This window comes from Pseudomonas sp. UBA7500, from assembly GCF_002478435.1.
Lineage (GTDB): Bacteria > Pseudomonadota > Gammaproteobacteria > Pseudomonadales > Pseudomonadaceae > Aquipseudomonas > Aquipseudomonas palmensis.
The window spans coordinates 24,478-50,646 of the sequence record NZ_DLNW01000054.1 but is presented as its reverse complement, the minus strand read 5'-3'; the positions used below and the strand labels follow the sequence as shown (position 1 = coordinate 50,646).

Below are 26,169 nucleotides of genomic sequence, written 5' to 3'. Positions count from 1 at the left end.
TTAAGGTAGCGCCAGCCTAAAGCATCAGGAGGGTTTTGCAATCAGACGATAGGGGGGATGCACAAGGCAGCGCCGGTGCCTTGGGGCACCGGCGCAAGAGGGATCAACGGCTGGCGAAGTACATGGTCACTTCAAAGCCGATACGCAGATCAGTGAACGCGGGTTTTTTCCACATAGGTCCATCCTCTTCTGGCACCACAGGATTGCGGTGCGTCTATTAATACACCGTTGCCGGCGCAGGTCGAATGCTACTTTGGAACAGATTTTCCCACAGCCATCGGGCGTCAGAAGAAGCCCAGCGGATTGATGTCGTAGCTCACCAGCAAGTTCTTGGTCTGCTGGTAGTGGTCGAGCATCATCTTGTGGGTTTCACGACCCACGCCGGACTTCTTGTACCCGCCGAACGCGGCGTGCGCCGGGTACAGGTGGTAGCAGTTGGTCCACACGCGCCCGGCCTTGATGCCACGGCCCATGCGGTAGGCACGGTTGATGTCGCGGGTCCACAGCCCGGCGCCCAGGCCGAACTCGGTGTCGTTGGCGATTGCCAGGGCCTCGGCCTCGTCCTTGAAGGTGGTCACGCCCACCACCGGGCCGAAGATCTCTTCCTGGAACACGCGCATCTTGTTGTGGCCCTTGAGCAGGGTCGGCTGGATGTAGTAACCGGTCGACAGGTCGCCGGCCAGGCGCTCGCTGGCGCCACCGGTCAGTACCTGCGCGCCCTCTTCGCGGGCGATGTCCAGGTACGAGAGGATCTTGTCGTACTGCTGCTCGGACGCCTGGGCGCCAACCATGGTTTCGGTGTCCAGCGGGTTGCCACGCTTGATCTGGGCGATCTTCTTCATCACCACGGCCATGAACGGCTCGTAGATCGATTCCTGTATCACCGCACGCGATGGGCAGGTGCACACTTCGCCCTGGTTGAAGAACGCCAGCACCAGACCTTCGGCGGCTTTCTCGATGAAACTCGGCTCGGCCTGCATGATGTCTTCGAAGAAGATGTTCGGCGACTTGCCGCCCAGTTCCACGGTGCTGGGGATGATGTTCTCGGCAGCGCACTTCATGATGTGCGAGCCCACCGGGGTGGACCCGGTGAAGGCGATCTTGGCGATGCGCTTGCTGGTGGCCAGCGCTTCACCGGCCTCGCGCCCGAAGCCCTGCACGATGTTGAGCACGCCCGGCGGCAGCAGGTCGCCCACCAGCTCGGCGAACACGGTGATCGACAGTGGGGTCTGTTCAGCCGGCTTGAGCACCACGCAGTTGCCGGCGGCCAGGGCCGGGGCGAGCTTCCAGGCGGCCATCAGCAGCGGGAAGTTCCATGGAATGATCTGCCCGACCACACCCAGCGGTTCATGGAAGTGGTAGGCGGCGGTGTTTTCGTTGATCTCGGCGGCGCTGCCTTCCTGGGCACGGATGCAGCCGGCGAAGTAACGGAAATGGTCGGCGGCCAGCGGCACGTCGGCATTCAGGGTTTCGCGAATGGCCTTGCCGTTGTCCCAGGTTTCGGCAATGGCCAGCACTTCGAGGTTCTGCTCGATACGGTCGGCAATCTTGAGCAGGATGCGCGAGCGGTCCTGCACGCTGGTACGGCCCCAGGCATCGGCAGCGGCATGGGCGGCGTCCAGGGCGCGCTCGACGTCTTCGGCGCTGGAACGTGGAAATTCGGCGATGACCTGGGCGTTCACCGGCGAGCTGTTGGTGAAGTACTGGCCGTTCAGCGGGGCAACGAACTCGCCGCCGATGTAGTTGCCGTAACGCGGTTTGAAGTTGACAAGGGCGCCTTCGGTGCCGGGAGCTGCATAGATCATGTTCGGGCCTCTGTTGATCCGGGCCTGTCATGACGACAGGCGGTGTACGGATCTTAGGCAGCCCGGGGCGGCTGACGAATCGCCCTTTGGCAGAGGACAACTCGTCATTTGGTAGTAGGCGCGGGCGCCGCTACAGGTCCAGGAACAGCGCCCGGGCCGAGCGGCTGTCGATCTGGCTGCGGTAGATCTGGATCACGCGCTCATTGTCGGCGTCTGCCGGCAACTGGTACTGCCCCCCCTCGAACCGCTGTGCGGCGGTTTTCAGATGCGCCGCGGTGTACAGCCCAGGCTCTGCGTCCAGGGTCGCGTAATGAAAGTGCGCCACCCACAGCAACTGCCCCGCCTTGTCGTGGATTTCGTACTCCTGAAGGAAATCCTGGGCATGGCCCTTGCGTTTTCGCGTGGGCTTGCGCGGCTGGAGCCTGTGCAGGCTGACCTCGCCCTGGGCCTTGAGGTAGGCCACCCGACTGACCGTCGGCAACTGTGCCAGGGTCATCTGCACACGCAGACGCCGCCCTTCATCACGCAGATGCTTGGCCTGCTCGAGCAGGGCCTTGGCTTGCAGCGCCGCATCCTGGCCGGCAGCCGACCGGTCGGTGTCGTTGCCGGCAGTCAATGCCTGTTCGATCTGCCGGGCCAGCTCGTCAAGCGGGCGCGCCTGCTGCGTCAGGATTTCTTCCATCTCCACCGGAAGCATGGCGGTCCTGGCCTGGGCGACGGCGCGCCTGAGCTGCTGCGCCGAGTCGTTCAGCAACCGCGTGGAGCGCTCCAGCAAGCCCGGCAACTGCGCCTGGGTGGCGCGCGCAGGTGCTGGGCGGGGGCGCTCCACCGGCTGCCAGATACCGGCCTCGGCGGTTTCCTCGTAGCGGGCCAGCTCGCGCTGTTCCACCGGGTCGATCACCACCACCACGTCGCTGTCGGCCCCTGCCAGCCGACGCTGCTGGCCCACCACCACGCCGCGGTTGCGGGTGCGTATCAACGTGCGCGAGCGGCTGCCTGAGGCCGGTGGCGCCGAAGGTTGGCGTGGCAGGTCGCGAATCAGCCCGGCCAGTCTCTTCTGGGCAGCATCATGCAGGGCCAGCAGCACCTGCTGGTACTCTTCCACCTGTGCCGCCCCCTGCAAAACCGCGCTGGAGGCCTTGTACAGCTGGGTGCCCTGCAGTGCACTGGCATAGTGGCGCACACTGCTGTCGAGCATCTGCACCCGTTCCTGATCGGTGAACGCCCCGCCCATCTCGAGCTCCAGTTGCAAGCCCAATCGGGCAGACAACACCGTCTCGTAGATACCCTCGCCTCCGGCGTGCCCGCGGTCTGCCTGCAGCACCAACACCCCCAGCATGTTGATCTGGGACGAACGCCAGGCCTGGACTGACAGCTCTTCACCGCGCATCGCCTCGATCCTGCTTGCCTGGGCCGGGCCGCCGGGCAGGATCTGGCGCAGTTGCCCGGTCAGGCGATCGAGGGCCTGATAGCAGTCGATGATCTGCTCGGTCAGGGTCTTGGCCCCTTCGAGCAGCACCACCAGTTGCCGATAGGTGGGCGAAGTGCCTTCCAGCACCAGTTCGCGCAGACGGTCCTGACCCTGGCCGCCGCGAAGGTTGTTTATGCCGTCCTTGTTATGCATGAACAGGCTTCGCAAGGCGTACAGCAACTGCACGGTAATGCTGGACTCCTCGAACAGGTAGTTGCCCTGCTGGGCGCGAAAGTTTGCCAGGGTTTTAAGCTGGTTCAGTTGCGCATGGCTTTCCCGCGCCTTGGCCAGCCCCTGCCCGTGCCGTCGCAGGTCATCCACATAGCGCTGCAATCGCTCGGCCGAGGGCTGCGGCTCCTGTTTCACCACCTCGTCCAGATCGCGCTTGAGCTGCAAGGCGCTGGCCTGGCGCACCGGCTGGTAGTCGTCCAGTTCCTTCTGCAGAACCTCCACGCGAGCCTGGTTGGCCAGGCGCAACTGCTGGATGCGCCGATTCAGCGGCATGCCGCCACGCAAGCGCAAGCCCAGGTCGAACTGCCAGCTGCCATCGGCGGCGTGCCGCAGCCAGGGCCCGGGACGCTGTTGCGCGTCGCGGATTCGCAGCCCGGCATCCTCCTCCACCACGGGGTAGACCTGCCCGCTGACACCCACCCACAGACGGTCCTCATGCAGGTACAACCCCTGCCAGGGCCCGTGGCTGATCGGTGCTCCCAGCCCCTCGCGGCCCTGCACGCGCTGCAGGGGCACCAGCCGCGCGCGCTGTTCGCCGCTCAGTCGGTCCGCCGCCGCTGCCCAGCTGAAATCCAGGCTGTCCAGCGCCTGGCCCGAGGGCGAAGCAAGGGCATGGCCGAACTCGGGCTCCAGCACCTGGGCCAGCGGCGACTCGCCCCTCTGCGCAGGGGTTGAGAGCTTGAGCCGGGTGGTGTCGGTCCTGCTCGCCAGCAACGTCAGCGCCAGGTTGAACAACCATCCCGCCAGCTGCCCGTCACCCTCGCTCTGGTGTTGCTGCAAGGTATCGCGCAGGCCTGCCGTCAGTTGCACCAGCCAGCCGGCCACCGCAACCGGGCCATTGCACAGTGGCAACAGCGTGTTGAACATCAGCCAGCCCAGTTCGGCATAGGCCGCCCAGCGCTGTTCGCTGGATGACTGCGAGCCGGCCCGGGCACGGGCCACCAGTTCCTGGGCGCAGCTACGGTACAGATGCACCAGCGGGTCGCCGTCGATCAGCGCGTCGCTGAACGACGCCGGGGCCGGCACCTGAAGGGGAGCGAAGTCCGAGCCGGGCAGAAAGCGCACCGTATGCGGCTGCTCCAGCCCGCCACGCGCGTACACCGGCTGTGCCTTGGCAGGCAGCCGCGCCAGCAGATCGTCGTGCAGCGCGCCGGGCTCGCACAACCGCTCGAACAGGGCCTGGCGCGAGCTGAACTCCTGCAGCGGCTCGCGGTGCAGTGGGCGATACAGCAGGCACGGCCCCTGGCGCGGGTCGCGACCCTCGACCAGGTACGCATTGAGCGCGACATCAGGGTGTGCACCCGCCTCGCGCAACAGGCCCAACGGACGCAGCACCGCGTCGGTTTCCTCGCCACGGCACAGTGCCGTGACCCGCCGGGCACTCAGTGCACTGACCCCTTCGCGTTGACGCAGGCAGTACTCCAGCACCAGCATCGGCAGTTGTTCGCGCAACTGATCGACGAACAGCTGCTGGCGACTGGCCGACTGCACAGGGTCATCCAGCAGGCTGTGCTGCAACAGGTCCGGGTAGGTCTGGCCCACGTCCAGGTGGGTGACCTGGGCCTTGATGAATGCAAGATCCAGCCATGTCGGCAGCACTGCGCCGCTGCGGCTGCGCAAGGTGACGCTGCCTGCCCTGAGCCGCCCCAGGTTGCCCACCGCCAGTTGGGCCAGGTTCAGCGTCACCTCGCGAATGCTGCCCGCCGGGGCAAAATCCCCCCCACTGCCGCCGGCGCCGGCAATCACCTGGCGGTTGACCAGCTCGACATCCTCCAGCTCGGCACGGGTAAAGCCCGGGTGCCCGGCACGCACCGCCGCCTGCCACTGGGCCCAGGCGTACTCCGGCATGCCGGGCAGGTCATGCAGGAACGACTGCCCGCCACTGCGCTGCTGCGCCCGCGCCAGGCGCACCAGCATCTCGGTGTACTGCAGGCGCGGCGCCTCGTCAGCGTCGCGCAACCACGTCGGCAACAGCCCGCGCAGGCTGGCCAGGGTCTGGCGCTCGCTCACATCGCACACCTGCACCAGCGAGGTGGCTTCGTCCAGGCGCGCGACCAGCGTCTGCACCGGGTCGACCTGCGAATCGAGAGGTGCTGCGGCGATGGCATCGATCAGGCGCAATTGCTGTTCGAACAACAACCGCGCCTGGGCCTGGAAAATCGACAGTTCGGTCTGGTACAGGTTGAGCTTGAAGGTGCCCGAAGCCTGCGCGCCCCAGCCCCTGGCCAATGCCTCCAGCAGTGCCTGGCGCGAATCGAAGCGATACAGCCCACCCGCCAGGGTGTAGAGCACCACGACAGTGCGCAACTGGCCGAGCACCTGGCGCTCGATCAGCACCGCGCTGGCCAGTTCAGGGTCCAGCCCGCCACCGGGTTCGGCATCCAGGCACAGCAGCGACACGCGTACATCCGCGCCGTTGCCGAACTGCGCGCGCTGCGTCGCCCGTGGATAGATGCCGACCATCGTCGCCGTGGCCAGCTCCAGCCCGTCCAGCACGCCAGCCCCTCGGGCCAGTTCGCAGGCACTGGAAAAACGGCTTTTGAGGTAATCGGCCAGCCAGTCCCAGCGCGCGGTCTGGCCCGGCTCGGCCTGGCCCCAGTAACGGCTGAGCACACGCTTGTATTCATCGAGCAGCAACGGCCCGCATTCATTGAGCAGGGTTTCGACCGCGTGCAGGTCGACATCAGCGGCCTGCGGATACTCGGCGCCGCGCTGCAGGGTGAGGTAGTCCAGCCCGCTGGCCAGGTTGAGGCAGGTGCGTTCGCAATAGCGCCGTATCAGGGCATCGGCCAGCGAATCGAGCCGCGCGCCCTGCCCCGGCCGCCCCCTGACCAGGGTCAAGGCCGATGGCGCCGGGCCCTTGATCCCGCGCACCTGCCATTGCTGCGCGCACACCTGCGCAGCCACGGCGTGCAACGAGGGCCGGGTGACCATCTGGCGGCCGATGGGGCCGCACAGCGAAGCGTGTGTGGCCAACTGCCCGAAAAGCGTATCTGCTGCATCCATGATGCGACTTCCTTGTGAGTAAAGAAGCCGCAGTACAGCGTCACGCCCTGCCGGGCAGGTGGTAGATGTTGCTCAGCGGTCCTTGAACTGGGCCTCGCGCTTGGCGATGAACGCCGCCATGCCTTCCTTCTGGTCTTCGGTGGCAAACGCGGCATGGAACACCCGGCGCTCGAAGCGCACACCTTCGGACAGGCTCACCTCGAAAGCACGGTTGATGCTCTCCTTGACCATCATCGCCACCGGCACCGACTTGCTGGCGATCTGTGCCGCCACCTTGAGGGCCTCCTCGAGCAGCTGCTCCTTGGGCACGATACGCGCCACCACGCCGGCACGCTCGGCCTCCTCGGCCCCCATCATGCGCCCGCTCAGGCACAGCTCCATGGCCTTGGCCTTGCCCACCGCGCGGGTCAGGCGCTGGGTGCCGCCCATGCCCGGCAACACGCCCAGGTTGATTTCAGGCTGACCGAACTTGGCATTGTCGGCGGCCAGGATGAAGTCGCACATCAGTGCCAGCTCGCAGCCACCGCCCAGGGCGAAGCCGGACACCGCGGCGATGATCGGCTTGCGGCGGTTGGCGATGCGGTCGCTGTCGCTGAACAGGTCGTCGATGTAGATCTGCGGGTAGCTCAGCTCGGCCATTTCCTTGATATCGGCACCGGCGGCGAAGGCTTTCTCCGAACCGGTCAGCACCACGCAGCCGATGTTCGGGTCGGCTTCGAGCTGGTCCAGCGCCTGGTTCAGCTCGCGCACGATCTGCGCGTTGAGGGCGTTGAGCGCCTGGGGCCGGTTGAGGGTGATCAGGCCGACCTTGCCACGGATGTCCAACAGAATGGTTTCGAAACTCATGCAAGCTGCTCCCTTCAAAGATTGCGCGCAATGACCATGCGCTGAATGTCGCTGGTGCCTTCGTAGATCTGGCAAACCCGCACGTCACGGTAGATCCGCTCCAGCGGGAAGTCGCTCAGATAGCCATAACCGCCCAGGGTCTGCAAGGCATCGGAACAGACCTTTTCGGCCATTTCCGAAGCAAACAGCTTGGCCATCGAGGCCTCCACCAGCGCCGGGCGCCCGGCATCACGCAAGGCGGCGGCATGATGCACCATCTGCCGGGCCACGGCGATGCGCGTGGCCATGTCGGCCAGGCGAAACGCCACCGCCTGGTGTTCGATCAGGGGCTTGCCGAAGCTCTCGCGTTCGCGCGCATAGTCACGTGCCACCTCGAACGCGGCCCGCGCCATGCCCACCGATTGCGCGGCAATACCGATGCGCCCGCCTTCCAGGTTGGCCAGGGCGATCCGGTACCCCTCGCCCTCCTCGCCCAGGCGATTGGCCAGCGGCACACGCACGTTCTCGAAGACGATCTGGCAGGTATCGGAGGCATGCTGGCCGAGCTTGTCCTCCACCCGCGCCACCTGGTAGCCAGGCGAGTCGGTGGGCACGATAAAGGCACTGATGCCGCGCTTGCCGGCTGCCGGGTCGGTCACCGCGAACACGATCACCACGCCGGCATTCTGCCCCGAGGTGATGAACTGCTTGCAGCCGTTGAGCACATAGTGATCGCCCTCGAGGCGCGCACGGGTTTTCAGGCTGCTGGCATCGGAGCCCGCCTGGGGCTCGGTCAGGGCAAAGGCACCGAGCATCGCGCCCGTGGCCAGCGGCGTCAGAAACTGCTGCTTCTGCTGCTCGCTGCCGAACTTGAGGATCGGCACGCAGCCCACCGAGTTGTGCACGCTCATGATGGTCGAGCAGGCACCATCGCCGGCGGCGATTTCCTCCAGGGCCATGGCGTAGGCGACATAGCCGGTGTCGCTGCCGCCCCACTGCTCCGGCACCAGCATGCCGAACAGGCCCAGCTCGGCCATCTGCTCGATAGCCTCCCGTGGGAAACGGTGCTCGCGGTCCCACTGCTCGGCAAACGGCCGCAGGCGCTCCTGGGCAAACTGGCGAACGGCGTCGCTGATCTGCTGTTGTTCATCGTTGACTAGCATGGCGCACCTCAGTCCAGACACTCGACAGCCATGGCCGTGGCTTCGCCACCGCCGATGCAGATGGCCGCGATGCCGCGGCGCAGGCCCTTCTGGCGCAGCGCGGCAAGCAGGGTCACCAGAATACGTGCGCCCGATGCACCGATGGGGTGGCCCAGGGCGCAGGCGCCGCCGTGGATGTTGACCTTGTCGTGGGGCAGGTCCAGCTGCTTCATCGCCGCCAGGGTGACCACCGCGAACGCCTCGTTGATTTCGAACAGGTCGACCTCGGCCAGGCTCCAGCCGGTGCGCTTGAGCAGCGCATCGATGGCGCCGATCGGCGCGGTGGGGAACAGTGCAGGCTCGTCGGCGAACGCCGCATGCCCGTGGATCACCGCCAGTGGCTTGAGGCCGCGCTGCTCGGCCTGGGACCTGCGCATCAGCACCAGCGCCGCCGCACCGTCGGAAATCGAGCTGGAGTTGGCTGCCGTGACCGTACCGCCTTCGCGAAACGCCGGCCTGAGCTGCGCGATCTTGTCCAGGCGGGCCTTGGGCGGCTGTTCGTCGAGGCTGACCAGGCGGGTCTGCCTGCCCTCGGTCACCTCCACCGGCACGATCTCGGCGGCAAAGCTGCCGTTCTCGATCGCCTGTTGCGCACGGGTCAGCGAGGCAATCGCAAAGTCGTCCTGAGCCTGGCGGCTGAAGCCCTGGGCCTGGGCGCAGTCCTCGGCAAAGGTGCCCATCAGGCGACCCTTGTCGTAGGCATCTTCCAGACCGTCGAAAAACATGTGGTCGATGACCTTGCCGTGCCCCATGCGGTAGCCGCTGCGCGCCTTGTCCAGCAGGTACGGGGCGTTGGACATGCTCTCCATGCCGCCGGCCACCACCACCTCGGCAGTACCGGCCAGCAGCAGGTCATGGGCCATGATCGCGGCTTGCATGCCCGAGCCGCACATCTTGTTCAGGGTGGTGCAGGTGGTGCCCTTGTCCAGGCCGGCCCCCAGGGCCGCCTGGCGTGCCGGGGCCTGGCCGAGACCGGCCGGCAGCACGCAGCCGAACAGCACCTGGTCGACGCTGTCGGCAGCCACGCCCGCACGCTCGACGGCTGCGCGAATGGCGGCAGCGCCCAGTTGCGGTGCAGTCAGGCTTTTGAGATCGCCCTGCAGGCCGCCCATGGGCGTGCGCACGGCGCTGACGATTACGATGGGATCATGGGACATGCTCATGCGGTTCTCCTGAATTACTTGGCAGCCATGCGCAAGGCACCGTCGAGGCGGATCACCTCGCCGTTGAGCATGCTGTTTTCAATGATGTGACGCGCCAGCGCCGCGTACTCCTGCGGGCGGCCCAGACGCGGCGGGAACGGCACGCCGGCCGCCAGCGAGTCGCGTACTTCCTGGGTCATGCCGGCCATCATCGGGGTTTCGAAGATGCCCGGCGCGATGGTCATCACGCGGATACCGAAGCGCGCCAGTTCGCGGGCGGCCGGCAGGGTCAGGCTGGCAATCGCGCCCTTGGAGGCAGCGTAGGCCGCCTGGCCGATCTGCCCGTCATAGGCGGCGATGGAGGCGGTATTGATGATCACCCCGCGCTCGCCGTCGGCGTCGGCACCGCCTTCGGCCATGGCCGCTGCCACCAGGCGCATCAGGTTGAAGCTGCCGATCAGGTTGACGTTGATCACCCGGCTGAAGCTGTCCAGGCCGTGCGGCCCCTGCCTGCCCAGGACCTTCTCGGCGCCGACGATGCCGGCACAGTTCACCAGCCCGTGGAGGCTGCCAAAGGCGCTGACGGCTGCGTCCACGGCGGCCTTGGCCGGGGCCTCCTGACTGATGTCGGCCACGGCGAAACGGGCCTTGTCACCCAGGGCTTGCGCCTTGGCTGCAACGGCCTCGCCGTTAAGGTCCACCAGCATCACCTGGGCACCGGCGCCGATCAGCATCTCGGCGGTGGCGGCGCCCAGCCCGGAGGCGGCGCCGCTGACGATGAAGTTCTTGTTGGCAATTTGCATAAGGGGTCCTCAGGCGCTGGCGACGGGCGCCGGCGCGGTGTGTTGTTTGGCTATTTCCTGATTGCGCAGGATGAAACGCTGCAGCTTGCCGCTCGGGGTCTTGGGCAGCTCGCCGACAAATTCGATTTCGCGCGGGTAGGCATGTGCATAAAGGCGCTGGCGCACATGCTGGCGCAGGTTTTCGGCCAGCTCCGGCGTGCCCTCCACGCCGCTGGCCAGCACCACGAACGCCTTGATCAGTTCGGTGCGCTCCGGGTCCGGCTTGCCGACCACGGCGGCCTCGATCACCGCCGGATGCTCGATCAGCGCGCTTTCCACATCGAACGGCCCGACCCGATACCCGGAGGTGGTGATCACGTCGTCGCTGCGCCCGACAAAGCTGATGCTGCCGTCCTGGTTCAGCTCCACCGTGTCGCCGCTGAGGTAGTACTTGCCGACGAAGGCCTTGGTCTGGACCCCGTGGTAGCCACCGAACCAGCACAGCGGTGACTGCTCGCGGTCCACCGCGAGGATGCCGGGCTGGCCCGGCGGCAGTTCGTGCTGCTGTTCATCAAGCACAACGATGCGATGACCCGGGATGGCAAAGCCGGCCGAGCCCAGGTGCACCGGGTGACGCAGGCCGTGGTGGTTGCACAGCACCATGCCCAGTTCGGTCTGGCCATAGTGATCGTGGATGGGCACCTGCAGGTGTTCGGCGAACCAGCGGATCACCTCCGGGTTGAGCGGTTCGCCGGCGCTGCTGACCACCCGCAGGCGGCCCTTGATCGGCTCGGCGAAGGCCTGGCCGGCAGCGATCAGCATGCGATAGGCCGTGGGCGACCCGGCCAGGTTGGTGATGGCGTACTTGTCGATCACCCGGCAGGTACTTTCGACACTGAACGGGCCGTCGAAGAAGGTGGTGGCCTGGCCCAGCGCCAGCGGCCCGGTGACGGCGTAGTACAGGCCGTAGGCCCAGCCGGGGTCGGCCAGGTTCCAGAAGTTGTCTTCGGGGCGCAGGTCGATGGCGTCGCGCATGTAGCCCTGAAACGCCACGATGGCCCGCAACGGCACCTCCAGCGGCTTGGCCGGGCCAGTGGTACCGGAGGTGAACATCAGCAGGAAGGGGGCCTCCCCGGACAACAGCACAGGCGCGCAGTCGGCGCTGGCAGCGTCGAGGGCAGTGTGAAAATCCAGGTCGCCGCTGCCGGCCTGGGCATCGACGGTAATGATCCGCGCACAGCCCTCGACCTCGTCGAGCTTCGGGCGGTTGGTGCGGTCGGTGACCACCACGCGGGCGCCGGAACTGTGCAGGCGGTGCTCGATGGCCTTGGGCCCGAAGGCAGTGAACAGCGGCTGGTAGACTGCCCCCAGGCGCCAGGTGGCGAGCACCGTGACCAGCAGCTCGACGGTGCGCGGCAGCAGCCCCGCCACCCGGTCGCCCGGCCCCACGCCCTGCGCCTTGAGCACATTGGCCAGGCGTGCGGCGCGCTGCTGCAGGTCGGCAAAGGTGTACTGCGCGCAGGCCCCGTCGTGGCGCTCCCAGTACAAGGCCACGCCGCCCTCGGCGGCGTGCCGGTCGCAACACTCGACGCAGGCGTTGAGCGCACCCAGGTTGCCCGCCAGCACGGCATCGGCAGTGTGCAGGTAATCGAAAGCACGCTGCGCGTCGTGGTAATCACGCATTGCCAGACTCCTCGTTTCTTATTGTTGGAATAGAACGAATGATCTGACGATAGTCGCGCCACCAGCGCGCAGCGACAATGGCCAAAGCTGTCAATCTGGATGACTGGTTTGGCCACTGCCTGCACAGCCCCCAGCGCTAGCCCGCAGGCGGCGCGGCAGCCTCCAGCGCCGCCTGGGTCAGGCGCAATGCCAGCGCCTGCACTGCCGCCTCGCGTTCGCTGCGCAATGCGTTCATTCGCGTCAGGTACACCCCTTCCTGCAGCGTGCCCTGTTGCGCGGCCAGCACCTCGAGTCGATCCCAGAACGGTTGTTCGACCTGCTCGAACTCGCCTTCGTGAGCCTGGCGCAGGTAGGCCAGCCAGAAATCCCGGCCGCTGATGAACGTTGCCAGCTGGTCGGTCTGCTCGGCAGCCAGCACGACCCGCTGGGCCTCGTGTATCTGTGCCGGGGCCACGGCGGCCACTTCGGCGAACTGCATGTTGCGCGGTTGCCCGGGCAGGTCCAGTGCAGCGGCCAGACGGGTGCGATAGGCCAGGCTCACCTCGACCTCGTCCACCCCACGCGCCTCCTGCGTCCTGGCCTGGATGTCGGCACGCGCGAACTGTTCGACCTGTTCAAGACGAAACAGACGCCGCGCAAAGGCGAGCAACGCTTCGCCCTGCTGCTCGTTCGGGCTGTCCGCGCGCACGGTCTGAAACAGCAAATACCGCACTTCGAGCGCACTGTAGGTGGACGACACGCTGTCCACGCACGTGGTCGGGCTGGCCGCCAGCTCGAACAGTTCCTCGCGCAGCGCCGTGTGCTGCGCCATCGCCTCGAGCATGCGCCACACGCGCTGGTCCAGTTCGGCCCGGGTATGCTGGAAATCCGCCGACCCGGTCAGTTCGGTCAGCAACTGGAAGAAGTCTGCGGCGCCAGGCTCTGCAATCAGGCTGTCCCAGTAACGGCTGCGCGCATCCAGCTGCGCCTCGTTCGCCAGCTCCAGCCATAGTGCGCGGGCTTGCGCAGTCGTTTCAGCACGTACCATGACACCGGCCGCAGCCTCCACCACGGGCAGCAACTGCTGCAGATCGTTGATGCGGTCCCAGGTGGCTTGCGGCAGGGGGTTACGCTGGAGCAGGTAGATGTTCAGCGACTCGGGCACGAAGAACGTCTCCGGCAACTGGGTGATGAGGTTGTCGCGCAAGTCGACCACATCCAGAAACGGGCATTCGAGCAACCCGGTCGGGAACAGCTGCAGGCGCGTACTGCGCAACCACACGTGGCGCAAGTTGTACATGCCGGCCATGTTCGGCAGGATCTCGATGGGATTGTTGTCCAGGTTCAGCACTTCAAGCCGATGCAGGGACGCAAGGGTATTGACCCCGGTGTTGCGCAGGTTGATCTGGTTGAGGTTCAGGTTCACCTCACGCAACCAGTTCATGCCGTTCAAGGCAGGCGGTATGCGCCCGAAGCGGTTGTTGGCCAGGTTGAGCCAGCGCACGCCGACAAAGCGTTGCAGGAAGCTGTTCGACAGCTCGGTCAGGCCCATGCCCACCAGGCTCAGGTCTATCACGTGGGAAAAATCGATACCGGCCCCCAGCGGCGGCAGATGCCCCACCGGCATCGCCACCAGGTTCAGGCGATAGCCGATCAGCGTGCCACCCCCATTGGTCACGCGATCGGTCTGTCGTCGCCAGCACCGGCGCAGCTCATCGGCCACCAGGCGTCGCCACTCGCGGGACTGGCCAAAGACCTCCCGACACCACAGCTGCAGGCTCGCATCGAGGCGCTGGTACTGGTCCAGCAGGCGCATCAGTGCCGTCATCGGTTCAACCGAGCCCCCCTGCAGTTCGGTCAGAAGCACATCGATCTGGAGTTGGTCATAGCCCGGGAACAGCACACGCACCACACTGACCAGGGACCGTTGTGTCGCACTGCCCCGGCCACTGAGCGGATACCCGATGCGACCGTCGGGCAAGCGTTGGGGCGGGCTGAAGCGCCCGGCCGAGCGCGCCTGCCCGATCAGTTGCGCGGCCTCGGAGGGATTGGCCAGGGCCCGCGCAGCCAGGGCCTCGCGCATTTGTGCCGCGCTGTCATGACGCGTCCAGCCCAGGGCGCGACGCTGCTCGCGCGTCAGGCAGCAGGCAATCGCCTCGAACATCCCCTGGGGCGCCGGGATCTCGTCGTCGAGCTCGTAGCCTTCAGTGTCGTACACCGAAAACTGCCCGTCGCGACGCACCAGCACGCGGGTCTGGCGGGTATCGCTGAGTGACAACTGGCGCTCGATCACCCGCCCGCTGGACGAACCTTCGCGCAGCTCCAGGTTCAGCCCGTCGGGCCAGGCCGGCATGCGTCGCAGCAAGCCGAAGGCCAGGCCCACGCTGTCGTCACTGTGCACGTTCTGCAGGCACAACCCCTCCAGCGCCCTGCTCAATCGCGCCTCACGCAAGGTGTGGCGTGCCTGCTCGGCGACCGCCAGGGGAATGCGGCGAGTCTGATCCATCATCTGGCGCTGCGTGGCATCGGCCTGCTCTGCCAGCGCCTGGGCATAGCGTCGCGCCAGCCCGGGGAAGTCACGTTGCAACAGGCTCACACGGCTATCGGCAGCGGTCAGCGTGGCCGCCTCAAGGTGCTCGAACAGTTCGAAGCGCAAGCGCGGCATCTGCTCCCAGATGTGATCGAGCTCCGAGTCCTGCCCCGCGTCTTCGACACCCTGCAGATGCTCCCTGCAGAAGGCATGGAGCACAGGGTCCAGGCCCTGGGCATCGGTTTGCCGGTGCAGACGCTCGAAGAATGTCGAGATGCGCGTATCGATACCGAAGCGGACCAGGGTATCGCGCAGGCGAACCGGCATGCCCCGGTTCTCCACGTGCAGGCCGCGCAGGCGCGCCTCGTCCATACCGGCAATGACCATGACCTGGTCGATCTGCGCATCGCTCAGCCCTTCGGCCAGCGGGCCCAGGCGCCGCATCAGCAGGGCATCGCCCGCCCACTGCAGCGCATGCTCGCCAGGCAGGCGCCAGGCGCCTTCGCCATTGGTTTCCAGGCCGGGCGAGTAGGCTTCGGCACGCTGCGGGTGCACCATAACCCAGCGCCCATTGCGCTGCTGAACCTGATAGGTCTGCCCTTCATGCCTGAGCCACAGCGCGCCTGCATCCTCATACAAGCCATCGCTGCGCGGCACCAGGGTTTCAGGCAAAGGGTGGGCATGACGGTAGCTTGCCAGGTCTTCGTTCCACAGCCTGTATTGGTCCGTGCTGCGCACTATCGGCATGAGGCCGTCGACGAAGGCCGACCGTTTGGCCACCGCCACCAGGCCCGCCACACCCGCCCCTGTTGCAACGCTGGCCAGCACGTTTTCGGCCGCGCCGGTCAGATGCGCCAGGGCCTCCTTGCGCTGGCCCTTGCTCCAGTCGACGGCGCCCTCATAGACCTCGCCCAGCAACTGCCCGACGCTACTGAGCAGCATGATCTGGTCAACCCCGGGGACGAACGAGGCCGCTATGCCGAGCAGGGTTTCACCTGCGGCCAGGTAGGCCTCGCGACGTGCTTCGGCCAGCGCATCGTCGACCCTGGCCGTAGGCACGGCAAGCACCGCTGCGTCGGCCTTGAGCCGGGCGATACGCCATTGCGCAAGGCTGGCGAACAACTCTCCGGCCAGTGGGTAATCGAGCAGTTCCAGGTCCGGGCGCGCCGCGTCTCGCTGCGCCTGCCACGCCGCGCCGAAAGCTGCACGCTCCTGCAGGCTGATCAGGCCCTGGAAATAGCTCAGGTAATCAGCCGATTTCAAGGCCAGGCCCAGATCGGTTGCACAGGCATACCAGGTCGGATACTGACGCAGCGGGCGCTGCGGATCGCCAGGCAGAAACACCACCACCTGGCGCACCAGGCCGGCCTCGGTCCAGCGTATCGCCCCCTCCAGGGGTTCGCCACGGGCCAGAAAGGCGACCGCGCCCTGTACCTGCTGCCCCAGCACCTCGATGCTGCGCACCCTTACCGGGTGCTCGGCGTAAGTCACCTGGCTCGCCCCGTCGACCACCTGGCGCAGCATGCGGTAGGCCACCTCGTCGATGTCCTTTTTCAGGTAGCCGACCTGGGCGGCCACATCCAGCTGATCGCGCTGTTCGCGGGCCAGCAGCGCATGGCGCTGGCGCTTGAGTGCGTCATCCGGCGGGTCGAGCACACTGTCCAGATGAGCCTGATACTTCTGGCCCAGGTCCAGCGTGCGGCACAGGCCGGCAAACCGCTCGGGCGCGACGCCCAGTGCCTGACCCGCAGACACGATCGCCGTGCCGCGAAAGAATCCCCAGTAGCCGCCGGCAGTCTCGCTGAAGTTCTGCAGGGCACGCTGCAACAGCGGGCTCTGGATCTCGATCGCCTCCAGATAAGGCATGGGCGTGACCGAAAGCCCCGGGCGGTACTGACGCAGGCGCACTTCCTTCCAGTGCGCCGCACGCGTGTCCAGTTGCAGCCCCAGGGTGTCGCGCAAGGCCTTGTCCAGCAGGGGCGCAGCGAACACGTCGGGCGACTGCAGGAGCTGGAACAACTCGGTCAACGCTTCAAGCGACGCCTGATGCCGGATCAATGCAGCGCTCACTGCGCGCGCCTGTTCCCTGGATGCCGTGCGCAGCCAACCCGGCAGGCGTTCGGCGATGAATTGATCGAGGATGGTGGGATCGTCTGTGGTGCCGGTGGTTTTGCGGGTGCTCGAGGTCGGGCTCATGGCGCCTGCTCCATCAAGGGGTGGGCACCCAGACTAGGAACAGCCCCGCCGGCAAGGGAGCGGGAAGGCTTGCCTCGCGGCCTCAGCCCGAACCCAGCACGAGGCTGCGGTAATGCCCGGGGTTGCACCCCGACCACTTGCGAAAGGCCTTGTAGAACGAACTGGTGTCGGCAAACCCCAGGCGTTCGGCGATCTCCACGTAGCTGACCTGCGCATCGGCCAGCCAGCCGATGGCCAGCTCGCGGCGCACGCTGTCCTTGAGGGCCTGGTAGGTCTGGCCCTGCTCGGCCAGGCGTCGACGCAGGGTGGAGGCCGACAGGCACAGCTGCTGGGCCAGTGCCTCGGCATCCGGCCACTGGCTGGCGGGCAACTGGCGCAGGTCGTCGCGGATCCGCCGCGCCAGGCTGGTGGGGTCGCGGTACTTCACCAGAATGTTGGCCGGCGCCTCGGCCAGAAAACGCTGCAGCTCTTCGGGTGTGCGCCTGAGCGGCAGGTCCAGGCAATCGGCAGCGAAAATCAGCCGCGTGCGTGGGCGCTCGAACTGCAGGTTCTGTGAAAACATCACGCGGTAGTCATCGCAGTAGTCCGGCTCGGCGCAGCGCAATTCGATGGCCAGAATCGGAATGCGCCGACCCGCCAGCCAGCAGGCCACACCATGCACGATCATCCAGAAGGTGAAATAGGTGAAGGGTCGGCGCGGCGCCTCGGCGGGTTCGCCGATCACGATTTCAGCCAGGCTCTGCTGGCGCACCAGCACCGGGTGCAGGTGCTCGAGCATCAGCGACAGAAACCCCAGCGCGCACTCCAGGCCCGCGCCCAGGGTCGGCTGGGCCATGGACGAGCGGCAGATGAACGCCAGGCTGCCGCTGCGCAGCCCACGCGGGTCCATGCAGAAGAACTCGTCGTTGCAGCGCCGCGCCAGCAGCCGCCACAGCCGGGCATAGGCACTGGCCGGCACGCGGGCCTGGGGCTGCTCCAGTTGCTGCGGGTCGATCCCCACCCGCTGCAGCAACGCCGCAGCCGCCGCGCCGGGTGCGCTGCTTTGCAACAGGGCCTCGCGCACCAGTTGCATGGAGATGGTGTCTTTCTCCTTCATCGACCCTCACTCGTGTTGCAGGTGGTGTGTGCCGGCCATCTTAGGGGGCCGACGGCAAAACGCCAACGCCGTGTCATGCCGATGACGCCAGCCCGAGAAAGGCCTGGATCAGGCGCAACTCGCGGCGCCGCTCCAGGCAACCGAGCATGTGCTGGTTGACCAGCCCTGGCCCCTCTATGGGCCGGGCCACCACCCGCGGATCGTGGCTGGTCTCCATCGAAGAGACGATACCCAGCCCCAGCTGCGCGGCCACCGCCTCGGTCACCGCTTCGCGGCTGTCGAGCTCCAGCAGCACCCGTGGCTGCACCCCGGCCCGGGCACAGGCCTGGTCGAAGGTGCGCCGGGTGATCGAGCCGGGTTCGCGCAGCACCATGATCTGCTGGTCCAGTTCGGCAAGGGGCAACTCGGGGCGGATGGCCCAGCGATGGCCGGCCGGTAGCAAGGCACAGATACGCGACGGGCCCAGGGCCTGCAGGTGCAGGCCCTTGCGCGGTTCGACCTCGGTCAGCACGGCCACGTCGGCATGCTCGGACAGCAGCGCCGCCAGGGTTTCCTGGGCATTGCCCAGGCGCAGGTTGACCGTGATGCCGGGGTAGCGCACGCGCAGCTGGGCCAGCATCGGCATGACCTGGTGTGGCCCGTCGGCGGCAACTTCCAGGCGCCCGGTAAGCAACTGGCGGTTGGCTTCGAGCATTACCTGCGCCTCCTCGGCCAGGCCGAACATCGCGCGGGTGATGGCGGCCAGGCGGGTGCCCTCCTCGGTCAGCTCCACACGCCGCGCAGTGCGCCGCAGCAGGGTGATCTGGTAATGCTCCTCGAGTGCCTTGATGTGCCCGGTAACCGCTGGCTGGCTGATGAACAGGCGCGCGGCAGCGCGAGTAAAGCTGCCCTCGCGGGCCACCGCATCGAAAGCGCGAAGCTGGAACAGGTTCATATCTATCGGCCTGACTTATGGTTGGCATAACGACAAACAATTTGATTGATGAAGCGCGCAATTGCAACGTAGGCACCGTAGTTTCAGCCCACCGCTTGCGAGGAGCATCGCCATGACCCACCCCCCCGTCCTGCTGACGCCAGGCCCCCTGACCACCTCGGCACGCACGCGGCAGGCGATGATGCTCGACTGGGGCTCATGGGACCGCGAATTCAACACCTTGACCGCCAACCTGTGCCAGCAGTTGCTGAGCATCGTCAATGGCCACGCCAGCCACCATTGCGTGCCCCTGCAAGGCAGCGGCACCTTCGCCGTGGAGGCGGCCATCGGCACGCTGGTGCCCCGTGACGGCAAGGTGCTGGTGCTGGTCAACGGCGCCTATGGGCAGCGCCTGGCCAGGATCTGCCAGGTGCTGGGCCGCGCATTCACCACCTTCGAGACCGCCGAAGACCAGCCCACTACTGCCGCCGATGTCCAACGCCTGATCCGCGCCGATGCCAGCATTACCCACGTGGCGCTGATTCACTGTGAAACCAGTACCGGCATCCTCAACCCGCTGGCGCAGATCGCCCAGGTCGTCGCCGATCATGGCAAGCGCCTGATCATCGACGCCATGAGCTCGTTCGGCGCCCTGCCGATCGACGCGGCCCAAGTGCCTTTCGACGCCCTGATCGCGGCGTCCGGCAAGTGCCTCGAAGGCGTACCGGGCATGGGCTTCGTGTTCACCGACAAGGCCGCACTGGCTGGCGCCGAGGGCAACTCGCCGTCGCTGGCCTTGGACCTGCATGACCAGCATGCCTACATGGCCCGCACCGGCCAGTGGCGCTTCACCCCGCCCACCCACGTGGTGGCGGCGCTGCACGAGGCGCTGCTGCAGTACCACGAGCAAGGCGGCCTGGCGGCGCGCCACCAGCGCTATGCAAGCAACTGCAAGACCCTGCTCGACGGCATGGCGGCCATCGGCTTGCGCAGCTTTCTGCCCGCTGCCATCCAGGCCCCGATCATCGTCACCTTCCACGCCCCGCGTGACCCGCGCTACCAGTTCGCGGACTTCTACGAACGGGTCAAGGCCAAGGGGTTCATCCTCTATCCCGGCAAGCTGACCCAGGTCGAGACATTCCGCGTGGGCTGCATCGGCTGCGTCGGCCCCCACGAGATGCGCGCCGCGGTCCAGGCCGTGGCCGATGCGCTGCGGGAAATGGAAGTGCTGCACATCTGATTCCGTTTTATCCCCCTTTTCTGCGGTATACCGAACAAGGAACGCAATGATGAACTACAGCAACCCCACAAAACTGCAAGCGGCCATTCTCGACTGGGCCGGAACCGTGGTCGACTTTGGCTCGTTCGCCCCCACGCAGATCTTCGTCGAGGCCTTTGCCGAATTCGATGTACAGGTGTCCATCGAGGAGGCCCGCGGCCCCATGGGCATGGGCAAGTGGGACCATATCCGCACGCTGTGCGACCAGCCGCAGATTGCCGAGCGCTATCGCGCGGTGTTCGGCCGCGTGCCGAGCGATGATGACGTGACGGCGCTCTACAACCGCTTCATGCCGCTGCAGATCGAAAAGATCGCCACCCATTCGGCGCTGATCCCCGGCGCACTGCAGACCATCAGCGCCCTGCGCCGGCAGGGCCTGAAGATCGGTTCGTGCTCCGGCTATCCGAAGGTGGTGATGGACAAGGTAGTGGAACTGGCTGGGCACAATGGCTATGTGGCCGACCATGTGGTGGCCACCGACCAGACCCCCAACGGTCGCCCGTGGCCGGCCCAGGCGCTGGCCAACGTGATTGCGCTGGGTATCGACGATGTGGCGGCGTGCGTGAAGGTGGACGACACCGTACCGGGCATTCTGGAAGGGCGTCGTGCCGGCATGTGGACCGTGGCGCTGGTGTGCTCGGGCAACGCGCTGGGGCTGACCCATGAAGGTTACCTGGCACTGGATGCCAAGCAACTGGCCAGCGAGCGTGCGCGCATTCATGCGCTGTTCGAAGGGTCACGCCCGCACTACCTGATCGACACCATCAATGACCTGCCGCAGGTGGTGGAGGATATCAATCGGCGTTTGGCGCAGGGTGAGATGCCGCAGGGGGTGTAGACCGCGTTGGGGCTTTCGCCGGCAATGCCGGCTCCTACAGCCGGCAAGGCGGCTCCTGCAGGCCAGGAGCCGCCCTCGCCAGCCAAGGGCGCGCCTGGGCCCTATGCCAGGTGCCGCGCCACCCACGCCGCATAACTGTCGATGAAGCTCTGCAGAAACGGCCGGGTCTTCTCAGAAAGCTTGCCATGCTCGTCGAACAGCGTCGCCGCCCCACCCACATAGGCCTCTGGCTGCTGCATGCAGGGCACATCGAGAAACACCAGGGACTGGCGCAGGTGGTGGTTGGCACCAAAGCCCCCCACCGCCCCCGGCGACACACTGATCACCGCCCCCGGCTTCTTGCTGAACACACTCTGCCCATACGGGCGCGAGCCGACGTCGATGGCGTTCTTGAGCACCCCGGGCACCGAGCGGTTGTACTCGGGGGTCACGAACAGCACCGCGTCGCTGGCACGCACCTTGTCGCGAAAGGCCTTGTAGGCTGCCGGTGGGTCGGTGTCGATATCCTCGTTGTACAACGCCAGCTCGCCAATTTCGACGATACCCAGCTTGAGGCTGGCCGGTGCCAGCTCTGCAAGCGCCCTGGCGACCTTGCGGTTGATCGACTCCTTGCGCAAGCTGCCTACCAACACCGCAACCGAATAGACCTGGCTCATGACCACGCTCCAACCTGATCGACATAGAGAAGTGGTAGTTATAGACGCTACGGCGCGGCCCACAGGTTTTTTTCCAGGGGGACTAAACTTCCCAGGCAAAACAGTGGTCTATGGCCCATAGAGAACATTTCAGAGGGCACACGCCAAATGACAGCAGTACTGGTCGGACAATTTCATGCTCGGGATGCTGAAGGACGCATCTACCCCGTTCATGAATTTCAGGAAGCCACCCTGCAGGCCGATGGAAGTGCCGACTCCTTGCCGATCACCAGCTATCGCCTGGCCATCGGCGATCGGGTCAACCACCTGGGCGAGGATCGCTTCGAGTTGGTACAGAGCGGCGTGGAGATCACCCGTATCCCCTGATGCACCGCGCGGCCCGAGCAATCCGGCCGCGCCCTTTGCTTCAGGCAAACAAAAAGGGCGACCCTTGCGGGTCGGCCCCTTTTTTTTTTTTCCCCCCCGGGGGGGGGGGGTTTGGGGGGNNCAACTGAGCTATGTGCCTGCTGCGGGGCGCATTCTACTCAGGTTCAAGCCCCCTCGTAAAGCGAAATGTACAAAAAAATCAGCAGCTTTGCCGCGCCCATGAAAACGGCCCAAACGAAAAAGGCGACCCTCTCGGATCGCCTTTTTCGTGTACCGCCAGCAGGGGCGGTGATGTTTGGTAGGCACAATTGGATTCGAACCAACGACCCCCACCATGTCAAGGTGGTGCTCTAACCAACTGAGCTATGTGCCTGCTGTGAGGCGGCATTCTACGCAATCGACGCAGAGTGTCAATACTTTTTTTCACGCTAAGCCACTGAATACTAATATTTTTTACCCCAGCCCGGGTTTGCGCGATTTTTACCGTCTGGCTGGCGGGTGTTTATTATTGTTGATACGATCTGCACAATCGTAAAAAATATAGAACATACAACTACAAACCCTGAGGTGCCCGCACATGGCCAACACCCCCTACCCCCAGTCGTATTACGCCGCATCGGCCAACCCCGTCCCGCAGCGCCCGAGCCTGCAGGAAGAAGTACAGACCGACGTCTGCGTGATCGGTGCGGGTTACACCGGCCTGTCCAGTGCCCTGTTCCTGCTCGAGAACGGTTTCAGCGTCACCGTGCTTGAAGCCGCCAAGGTCGGCTTCGGTGCCTCTGGCCGCAACGGCGGTCAGATCGTCAACAGCTACAGCCGCGACATCGACGTGATCGAACGTACCGTCGGCCCCAAACAGGCACAGCTGCTCGGCCAGATGGCCTTCGAGGGCGGGCGCATCATCCGCGAGCGCGTGGCCAAGTACAACATCCAGTGCGACCTGAAGGACGGTGGCGTGTTCGCCGCCCTGACCAAAAAGCAGATGGGCCACCTGGAATCCCAGCAACGCCTGTGGGAGCGCTACGGCCACACCCAGCTGGAACTGATGGACCAGCGCCGCATCCGTGAAGTGGTCGCCTGCGACAGCTACATCGGCGGCATGCTGGACATGAGCGGCGGCCATATCCACCCGCTCAACCTGGCCCTGGGCGAAGCCGCCGCAGTGGAATCGCTGGGTGGCAAGATTTACGAACAGTCCCCGGCCATCCGCATCGAGCGCGGTGCCAACCCGGTCGTGCATACCCCGCAGGGCAAGGTGCGCGCCAAGTTCATCATCGTGGCGGGCAACGCCTACCTGGGCAACCTGGTACCGGAGCTGGCCGCCAAGTCGATGCCATGCGGTACTCAGGTGATCACCACCGAGCCGCTGAGCGAAGAGCTGGCACGTACCCTGCTGCCGCAGGACTACTGCGTGGAAGACTGCAACTACCTGCTCGACTACTACCGCCTGACCGGCGACAACCGCCTGATCTTCGGCGGTGGCGTGGTATACGGCGCGCGTGACCCGGCCAACATCGAGGCGATCATCCGCCCGAAAATGCTCAAGGCCTTCCCGCAGCTCAAGGACGTGAAGATCGACTACGCCTGGACCGGCAACTTCCTGCTGACCCTGTCGCGCCTGCCGCAGGTAGGTCGTCTGGGCGACAACATCTACTACTCCCAGGGCTGCAGCGGCCACGGCGTCACCTACACCCACCTGGCCGGCAAGGTGCTGGCCGAGGCCCTGCGCGGCCAGGCCGAGCGTTTCGACGCCTTCGCCGAACTGCCGCACTACCCGTTCCCGGGTGGCCAGATGCTGCGCGTACCGTTCAGTGCCCTGGGCGCGTGGTACTACAGCATGCGCGACCGCCTGGGCGTGTAAGCCGGCAACCCCGGGCCGTCACTGCCCCACGGCATTGACGGCCTGGCGGGCCGCCTGCTCCTGGCCTGCCTGGGCCAGTTCATTGGCGGCCTTGAGCCAGCGCTGGCGGTCCACCTGGGCCGGCAGTTGGCCGGGCGGCTGCACCAGCAGCGCCCAGTTCCCCTCCTTCTTCCAGGCTGCGGCGAAATCGTCGAAGTCCATCAGCAACCGCCGATTGTTGCCCGCACGCAGCAGTACCCGCGACTTGTAGCGGTCATAGCCCACCAGCAGGGCATAGCGCGGCTCGCTCCAGAACGCCGAACCTTCCTGATAGCGCAACAGCACCGGATTGCCCGCGGCCACCTGGGTCAGCAACGCCGGCAGGGTGCCGTCGAGCGGGTACACCACCATGCCGTACTGGCGTGCCACAGTCGCTACCGAGGCCTGCAGCCTGTCGACACCTTGTGGCAGTTGCAAGGGCCCTTCGAGCAGGCCGGGGGTGATGCGCACCCCCTGCTGCGAGAGGATCGCGGCCAGCGCCATCGGCGCGCTCTGGTTGGCGTTACCACGGTAGAACGGTACCGCGCCCAGTTCCACGCGCTGGGGCAGGCTGTTGAGCTGGGATGAAGGCTGGCTGGCGCAACCGGCCAGGCTGGCGGCCAGCAGGCAAGCCAGCAGCAGACGGTGGGACACGCGACGTTTGGGGGCGGTGGGCAACATGGACACTCGCTTGTGCTGATGCCGGGCAGACGACGCCCGGCCCTGGCTTGCGATCATAGGCTGGCGCAGGCCTGCGGTATAGCCCGCGGCACGCTTAGAGCGAACTGAACCAAGGCGCTGGACCACTGGTCAACCGTCTGTCACAGACGATGGGCTAGACTGAGCTTGTGTCCGAATGGCGAGTGCAGCTTGCCCAGTCGAAGGAGGCACGCAATGAGTCTGACGATGGGAATCTTTCTGTTGATAGGCACGTGGCTGGTGGTAGCCGCAGCCATGCTCTGGGGGGTGTTGCGCATCGCGCGCCGCCACCATCTGCACCACCCGCAGCCGACCAGGACTGCATCCGAGGCACAGCGGCACGCTCGCCGCCACGCCAACGCGCACTGACGCGACACTGCATAACCACCTTCGCCGACAACGCCGGCGTCTGCAGGTGCGTCCTGCAGAGCCGACGTCGCTGGCGAAGCGGTCAGTCAGGTTTCGCTTGCAGCGCCTCGCGCCGCTCGCGAGCCCGGCGCGACATGATGTTGAGCACCTCGATCGCGGTGGAGAACGCCATCGCCGCATACACATAACCCTTGGGCACATGGGCACCGAAGCCTTCGGCGATCAGGGTCATGCCGATCATGATCAGGAAGCCCAGGGCCAGCATCACCACGGTAGGGTTGTCGTTGATGAACCGGGCCAGCGGGTCGGCGGCCACCAGCATCACGATCACCGCACTGATCACCGCGATGATCATGATCGGCAAGTGCTCGGTCATGCCCACGGCCGTGATGATGCTGTCGATCGAGAACACGATGTCCAGTACCAGGATCTGCCCGATCGCCGCGGCAAAGCCCAGGGTCACGGTAGACGACGCCTTGGTCTCTTCCTTGGCACGCGGGTCGACGCTGTGGTGAATCTCGGACGTCGCCTTCCACAGCAGGAACAGGCCACCGGCGATCAGGATCATGTCCTTCCACGAGAAGGCATGGCCGAACACGTCCACCACCGGCTCGGTAAGCTGCACGATCCAGGCCACGGTGCTGAGCAGGCCCAGGCGCATCACCAGCGCCATGCTGATACCGATGCGCCGTGCCTTGGAGCGGAACTGCTCAGGCAGCTTGTTGGTGAGAATCGAGATGAAGATCAGGTTGTCGATGCCCAGCACGATCTCCATGGCCACCAGGGTAGCCAGGGCCACCCAGGCGGTCGGGCTTGCAGCAAGTTCCAACAGGTATTCCATGAATCAATCCTGAATCAGTGTGGGTAAAAAATCAGATTTCCCGGGCGCTGTCGTCGCGCTCGGGTTTGTCCTGGGCCTCATCGGGCTTTTTCGCCAGGGGCGAACCGGTCGCGTCGCTGAGCGCCTGCTGGGCGGCATCGTTGGTCTTGTCGATCGCTTCCTTGGCCGACTGGGCAGCCTGGTTGAGCATCTGCTGGGCAGATTTTTCCGCCTGCTCGCAACCGCTCATGGCCAGCAGCGCCAGCGCCATCACCAGGGGTGTGCCAATCGATTTGAAATACAGCATGGGTTCCTCTCTGAAGGTCTTGCCTTGATAGCGACGCATTCTAAAGAGACTGAAACATCCGGAAAATTCGTATTTTCAGCAGTTATACTTCGGTT

20 protein-coding genes and 1 tRNA gene are annotated in these 26,169 nt (G+C 65.7%); 5 read left to right on the top strand and 16 right to left on the bottom strand.

Annotated elements, in window-relative coordinates:
• Window positions 1–103 precede the first annotated feature (103 nt).
• The 11 genes from pqqA to B4I46_RS24050 form a co-directional block, all read right to left on the bottom strand.
• On the bottom strand, window positions 104–175 hold the full coding sequence (gene pqqA, locus B4I46_RS24100; protein WP_020289857.1) for a pyrroloquinoline quinone precursor peptide PqqA: 72 nt from the start codon (window positions 173–175) through the stop codon (window positions 104–106).
• A gap of 109 nt (window positions 176–284) precedes the next feature.
• Window positions 285–1,805, bottom strand: coding sequence for an aldehyde dehydrogenase family protein (locus tag B4I46_RS24095; protein WP_043860112.1), 1,521 nt, complete (start codon window positions 1,803–1,805; stop codon window positions 285–287).
• Window positions 1,806–1,935: 130 nt separating this feature from the next.
• Complete coding sequence (locus tag B4I46_RS24090; RefSeq protein ID WP_286902196.1) at window positions 1,936–6,513, bottom strand: hypothetical protein; 4,578 nt, start codon at window positions 6,511–6,513, stop codon at window positions 1,936–1,938.
• 72 nt (window positions 6,514–6,585) lie between these two features.
• Window positions 6,586–7,359: an enoyl-CoA hydratase gene (locus tag B4I46_RS24085; protein WP_043860114.1), complete on the bottom strand. Its 774-nt coding sequence runs from the start codon at window positions 7,357–7,359 to the stop codon at window positions 6,586–6,588.
• Between the two features lie 14 nt (window positions 7,360–7,373).
• The gene (locus B4I46_RS24080; RefSeq protein ID WP_043860115.1) at window positions 7,374–8,501 is read right to left on the bottom strand and encodes an acyl-CoA dehydrogenase; all 1,128 of its coding nucleotides are present in this window, start codon (window positions 8,499–8,501) and stop codon (window positions 7,374–7,376) included.
• Window positions 8,502–8,509: 8 nt separating this feature from the next.
• Window positions 8,510–9,703 (bottom strand): acetyl-CoA C-acyltransferase, encoded by a 1,194-nt coding sequence (locus tag B4I46_RS24075; RefSeq protein WP_286902194.1) that lies wholly within the window; start codon window positions 9,701–9,703, stop codon window positions 8,510–8,512.
• 14 nt (window positions 9,704–9,717) lie between these two features.
• On the bottom strand, window positions 9,718–10,485 hold the full coding sequence (locus tag B4I46_RS24070; RefSeq protein WP_236176384.1) for an SDR family NAD(P)-dependent oxidoreductase: 768 nt from the start codon (window positions 10,483–10,485) through the stop codon (window positions 9,718–9,720).
• A 9-nt stretch (window positions 10,486–10,494) separates the two neighbouring features.
• Window positions 10,495–12,147, bottom strand: coding sequence for an AMP-binding protein (locus B4I46_RS24065; RefSeq protein ID WP_054915718.1), 1,653 nt, complete (start codon window positions 12,145–12,147; stop codon window positions 10,495–10,497).
• Window positions 12,148–12,283: 136 nt separating this feature from the next.
• Window positions 12,284–16,852: an NEL-type E3 ubiquitin ligase domain-containing protein gene (locus tag B4I46_RS24060; RefSeq protein ID WP_286902192.1), complete on the bottom strand. Its 4,569-nt coding sequence runs from the start codon at window positions 16,850–16,852 to the stop codon at window positions 12,284–12,286.
• 82 nt (window positions 16,853–16,934) lie between these two features.
• On the bottom strand, window positions 16,935–17,948 hold the full coding sequence (locus tag B4I46_RS24055) for an AraC family transcriptional regulator (RefSeq protein WP_043859675.1): 1,014 nt from the start codon (window positions 17,946–17,948) through the stop codon (window positions 16,935–16,937).
• A gap of 73 nt (window positions 17,949–18,021) precedes the next feature.
• The gene (locus B4I46_RS24050) at window positions 18,022–18,882 is read right to left on the bottom strand and encodes a LysR substrate-binding domain-containing protein (RefSeq protein WP_286902191.1); all 861 of its coding nucleotides are present in this window, start codon (window positions 18,880–18,882) and stop codon (window positions 18,022–18,024) included.
• A 112-nt stretch (window positions 18,883–18,994) separates the two neighbouring features.
• On the opposite strand from B4I46_RS24050, the gene B4I46_RS24045 reads away from it, so the two are divergent.
• Together B4I46_RS24045 and phnX are read left to right on the top strand one after the other, a co-directional pair.
• A complete protein-coding gene (locus B4I46_RS24045) occupies window positions 18,995–20,101 on the top strand; it encodes a 2-aminoethylphosphonate--pyruvate transaminase (RefSeq protein WP_286902190.1) in 1,107 nt (368 codons plus the stop codon).
• A gap of 49 nt (window positions 20,102–20,150) precedes the next feature.
• Window positions 20,151–20,978: a phosphonoacetaldehyde hydrolase gene (phnX, locus tag B4I46_RS24040; RefSeq protein WP_286902189.1), complete on the top strand. Its 828-nt coding sequence runs from the start codon at window positions 20,151–20,153 to the stop codon at window positions 20,976–20,978.
• Between the two features lie 101 nt (window positions 20,979–21,079).
• On the opposite strand, the gene B4I46_RS24035 is transcribed toward phnX, so the two are convergent.
• Window positions 21,080–21,634: an NADPH-dependent FMN reductase gene (locus B4I46_RS24035; protein WP_043859679.1), complete on the bottom strand. Its 555-nt coding sequence runs from the start codon at window positions 21,632–21,634 to the stop codon at window positions 21,080–21,082.
• A 147-nt stretch (window positions 21,635–21,781) separates the two neighbouring features.
• On the opposite strand from B4I46_RS24035, the gene B4I46_RS24030 reads away from it, so the two are divergent.
• Window positions 21,782–22,000 carry a hypothetical protein gene (locus B4I46_RS24030; RefSeq protein WP_043859680.1) on the top strand — a complete coding sequence of 73 codons (219 nt, stop codon included), beginning with the start codon at window positions 21,782–21,784 and terminating at the stop codon, window positions 21,998–22,000.
• 296 nt (window positions 22,001–22,296) lie between these two features.
• On the opposite strand, the gene B4I46_RS24025 is transcribed toward B4I46_RS24030, so the two are convergent.
• Window positions 22,297–22,373 (bottom strand) — tRNA-Val (locus tag B4I46_RS24025).
• Between the two features lie 204 nt (window positions 22,374–22,577).
• Here B4I46_RS24025 and B4I46_RS24020 point away from each other — a divergent pair.
• Window positions 22,578–23,861 (top strand): NAD(P)/FAD-dependent oxidoreductase, encoded by a 1,284-nt coding sequence (locus tag B4I46_RS24020; protein WP_286902188.1) that lies wholly within the window; start codon window positions 22,578–22,580, stop codon window positions 23,859–23,861.
• An 18-nt stretch (window positions 23,862–23,879) separates the two neighbouring features.
• Here B4I46_RS24020 and B4I46_RS24015 read toward each other — a convergent pair whose 3' ends face one another.
• Window positions 23,880–24,617 (bottom strand): peptidase C39 family protein, encoded by a 738-nt coding sequence (locus B4I46_RS24015; RefSeq protein ID WP_286902187.1) that lies wholly within the window; start codon window positions 24,615–24,617, stop codon window positions 23,880–23,882.
• Between the two features lie 156 nt (window positions 24,618–24,773).
• Here B4I46_RS24015 and B4I46_RS24010 point away from each other — a divergent pair, with 156 nt between their 5' ends.
• Window positions 24,774–24,947 carry a hypothetical protein gene (locus B4I46_RS24010; protein WP_173925043.1) on the top strand — a complete coding sequence of 58 codons (174 nt, stop codon included), beginning with the start codon at window positions 24,774–24,776 and terminating at the stop codon, window positions 24,945–24,947.
• Between the two features lie 82 nt (window positions 24,948–25,029).
• Here B4I46_RS24010 and B4I46_RS24005 read toward each other — a convergent pair whose 3' ends face one another.
• A complete protein-coding gene (locus B4I46_RS24005) occupies window positions 25,030–25,788 on the bottom strand; it encodes a TerC family protein (protein ID WP_043863034.1) in 759 nt (252 codons plus the stop codon).
• A 31-nt stretch (window positions 25,789–25,819) separates the two neighbouring features.
• A complete protein-coding gene (locus B4I46_RS24000) occupies window positions 25,820–26,074 on the bottom strand; it encodes a hypothetical protein (RefSeq protein WP_043863035.1) in 255 nt (84 codons plus the stop codon).
• Between the last annotated feature and the right edge of the window lie 95 nt (window positions 26,075–26,169).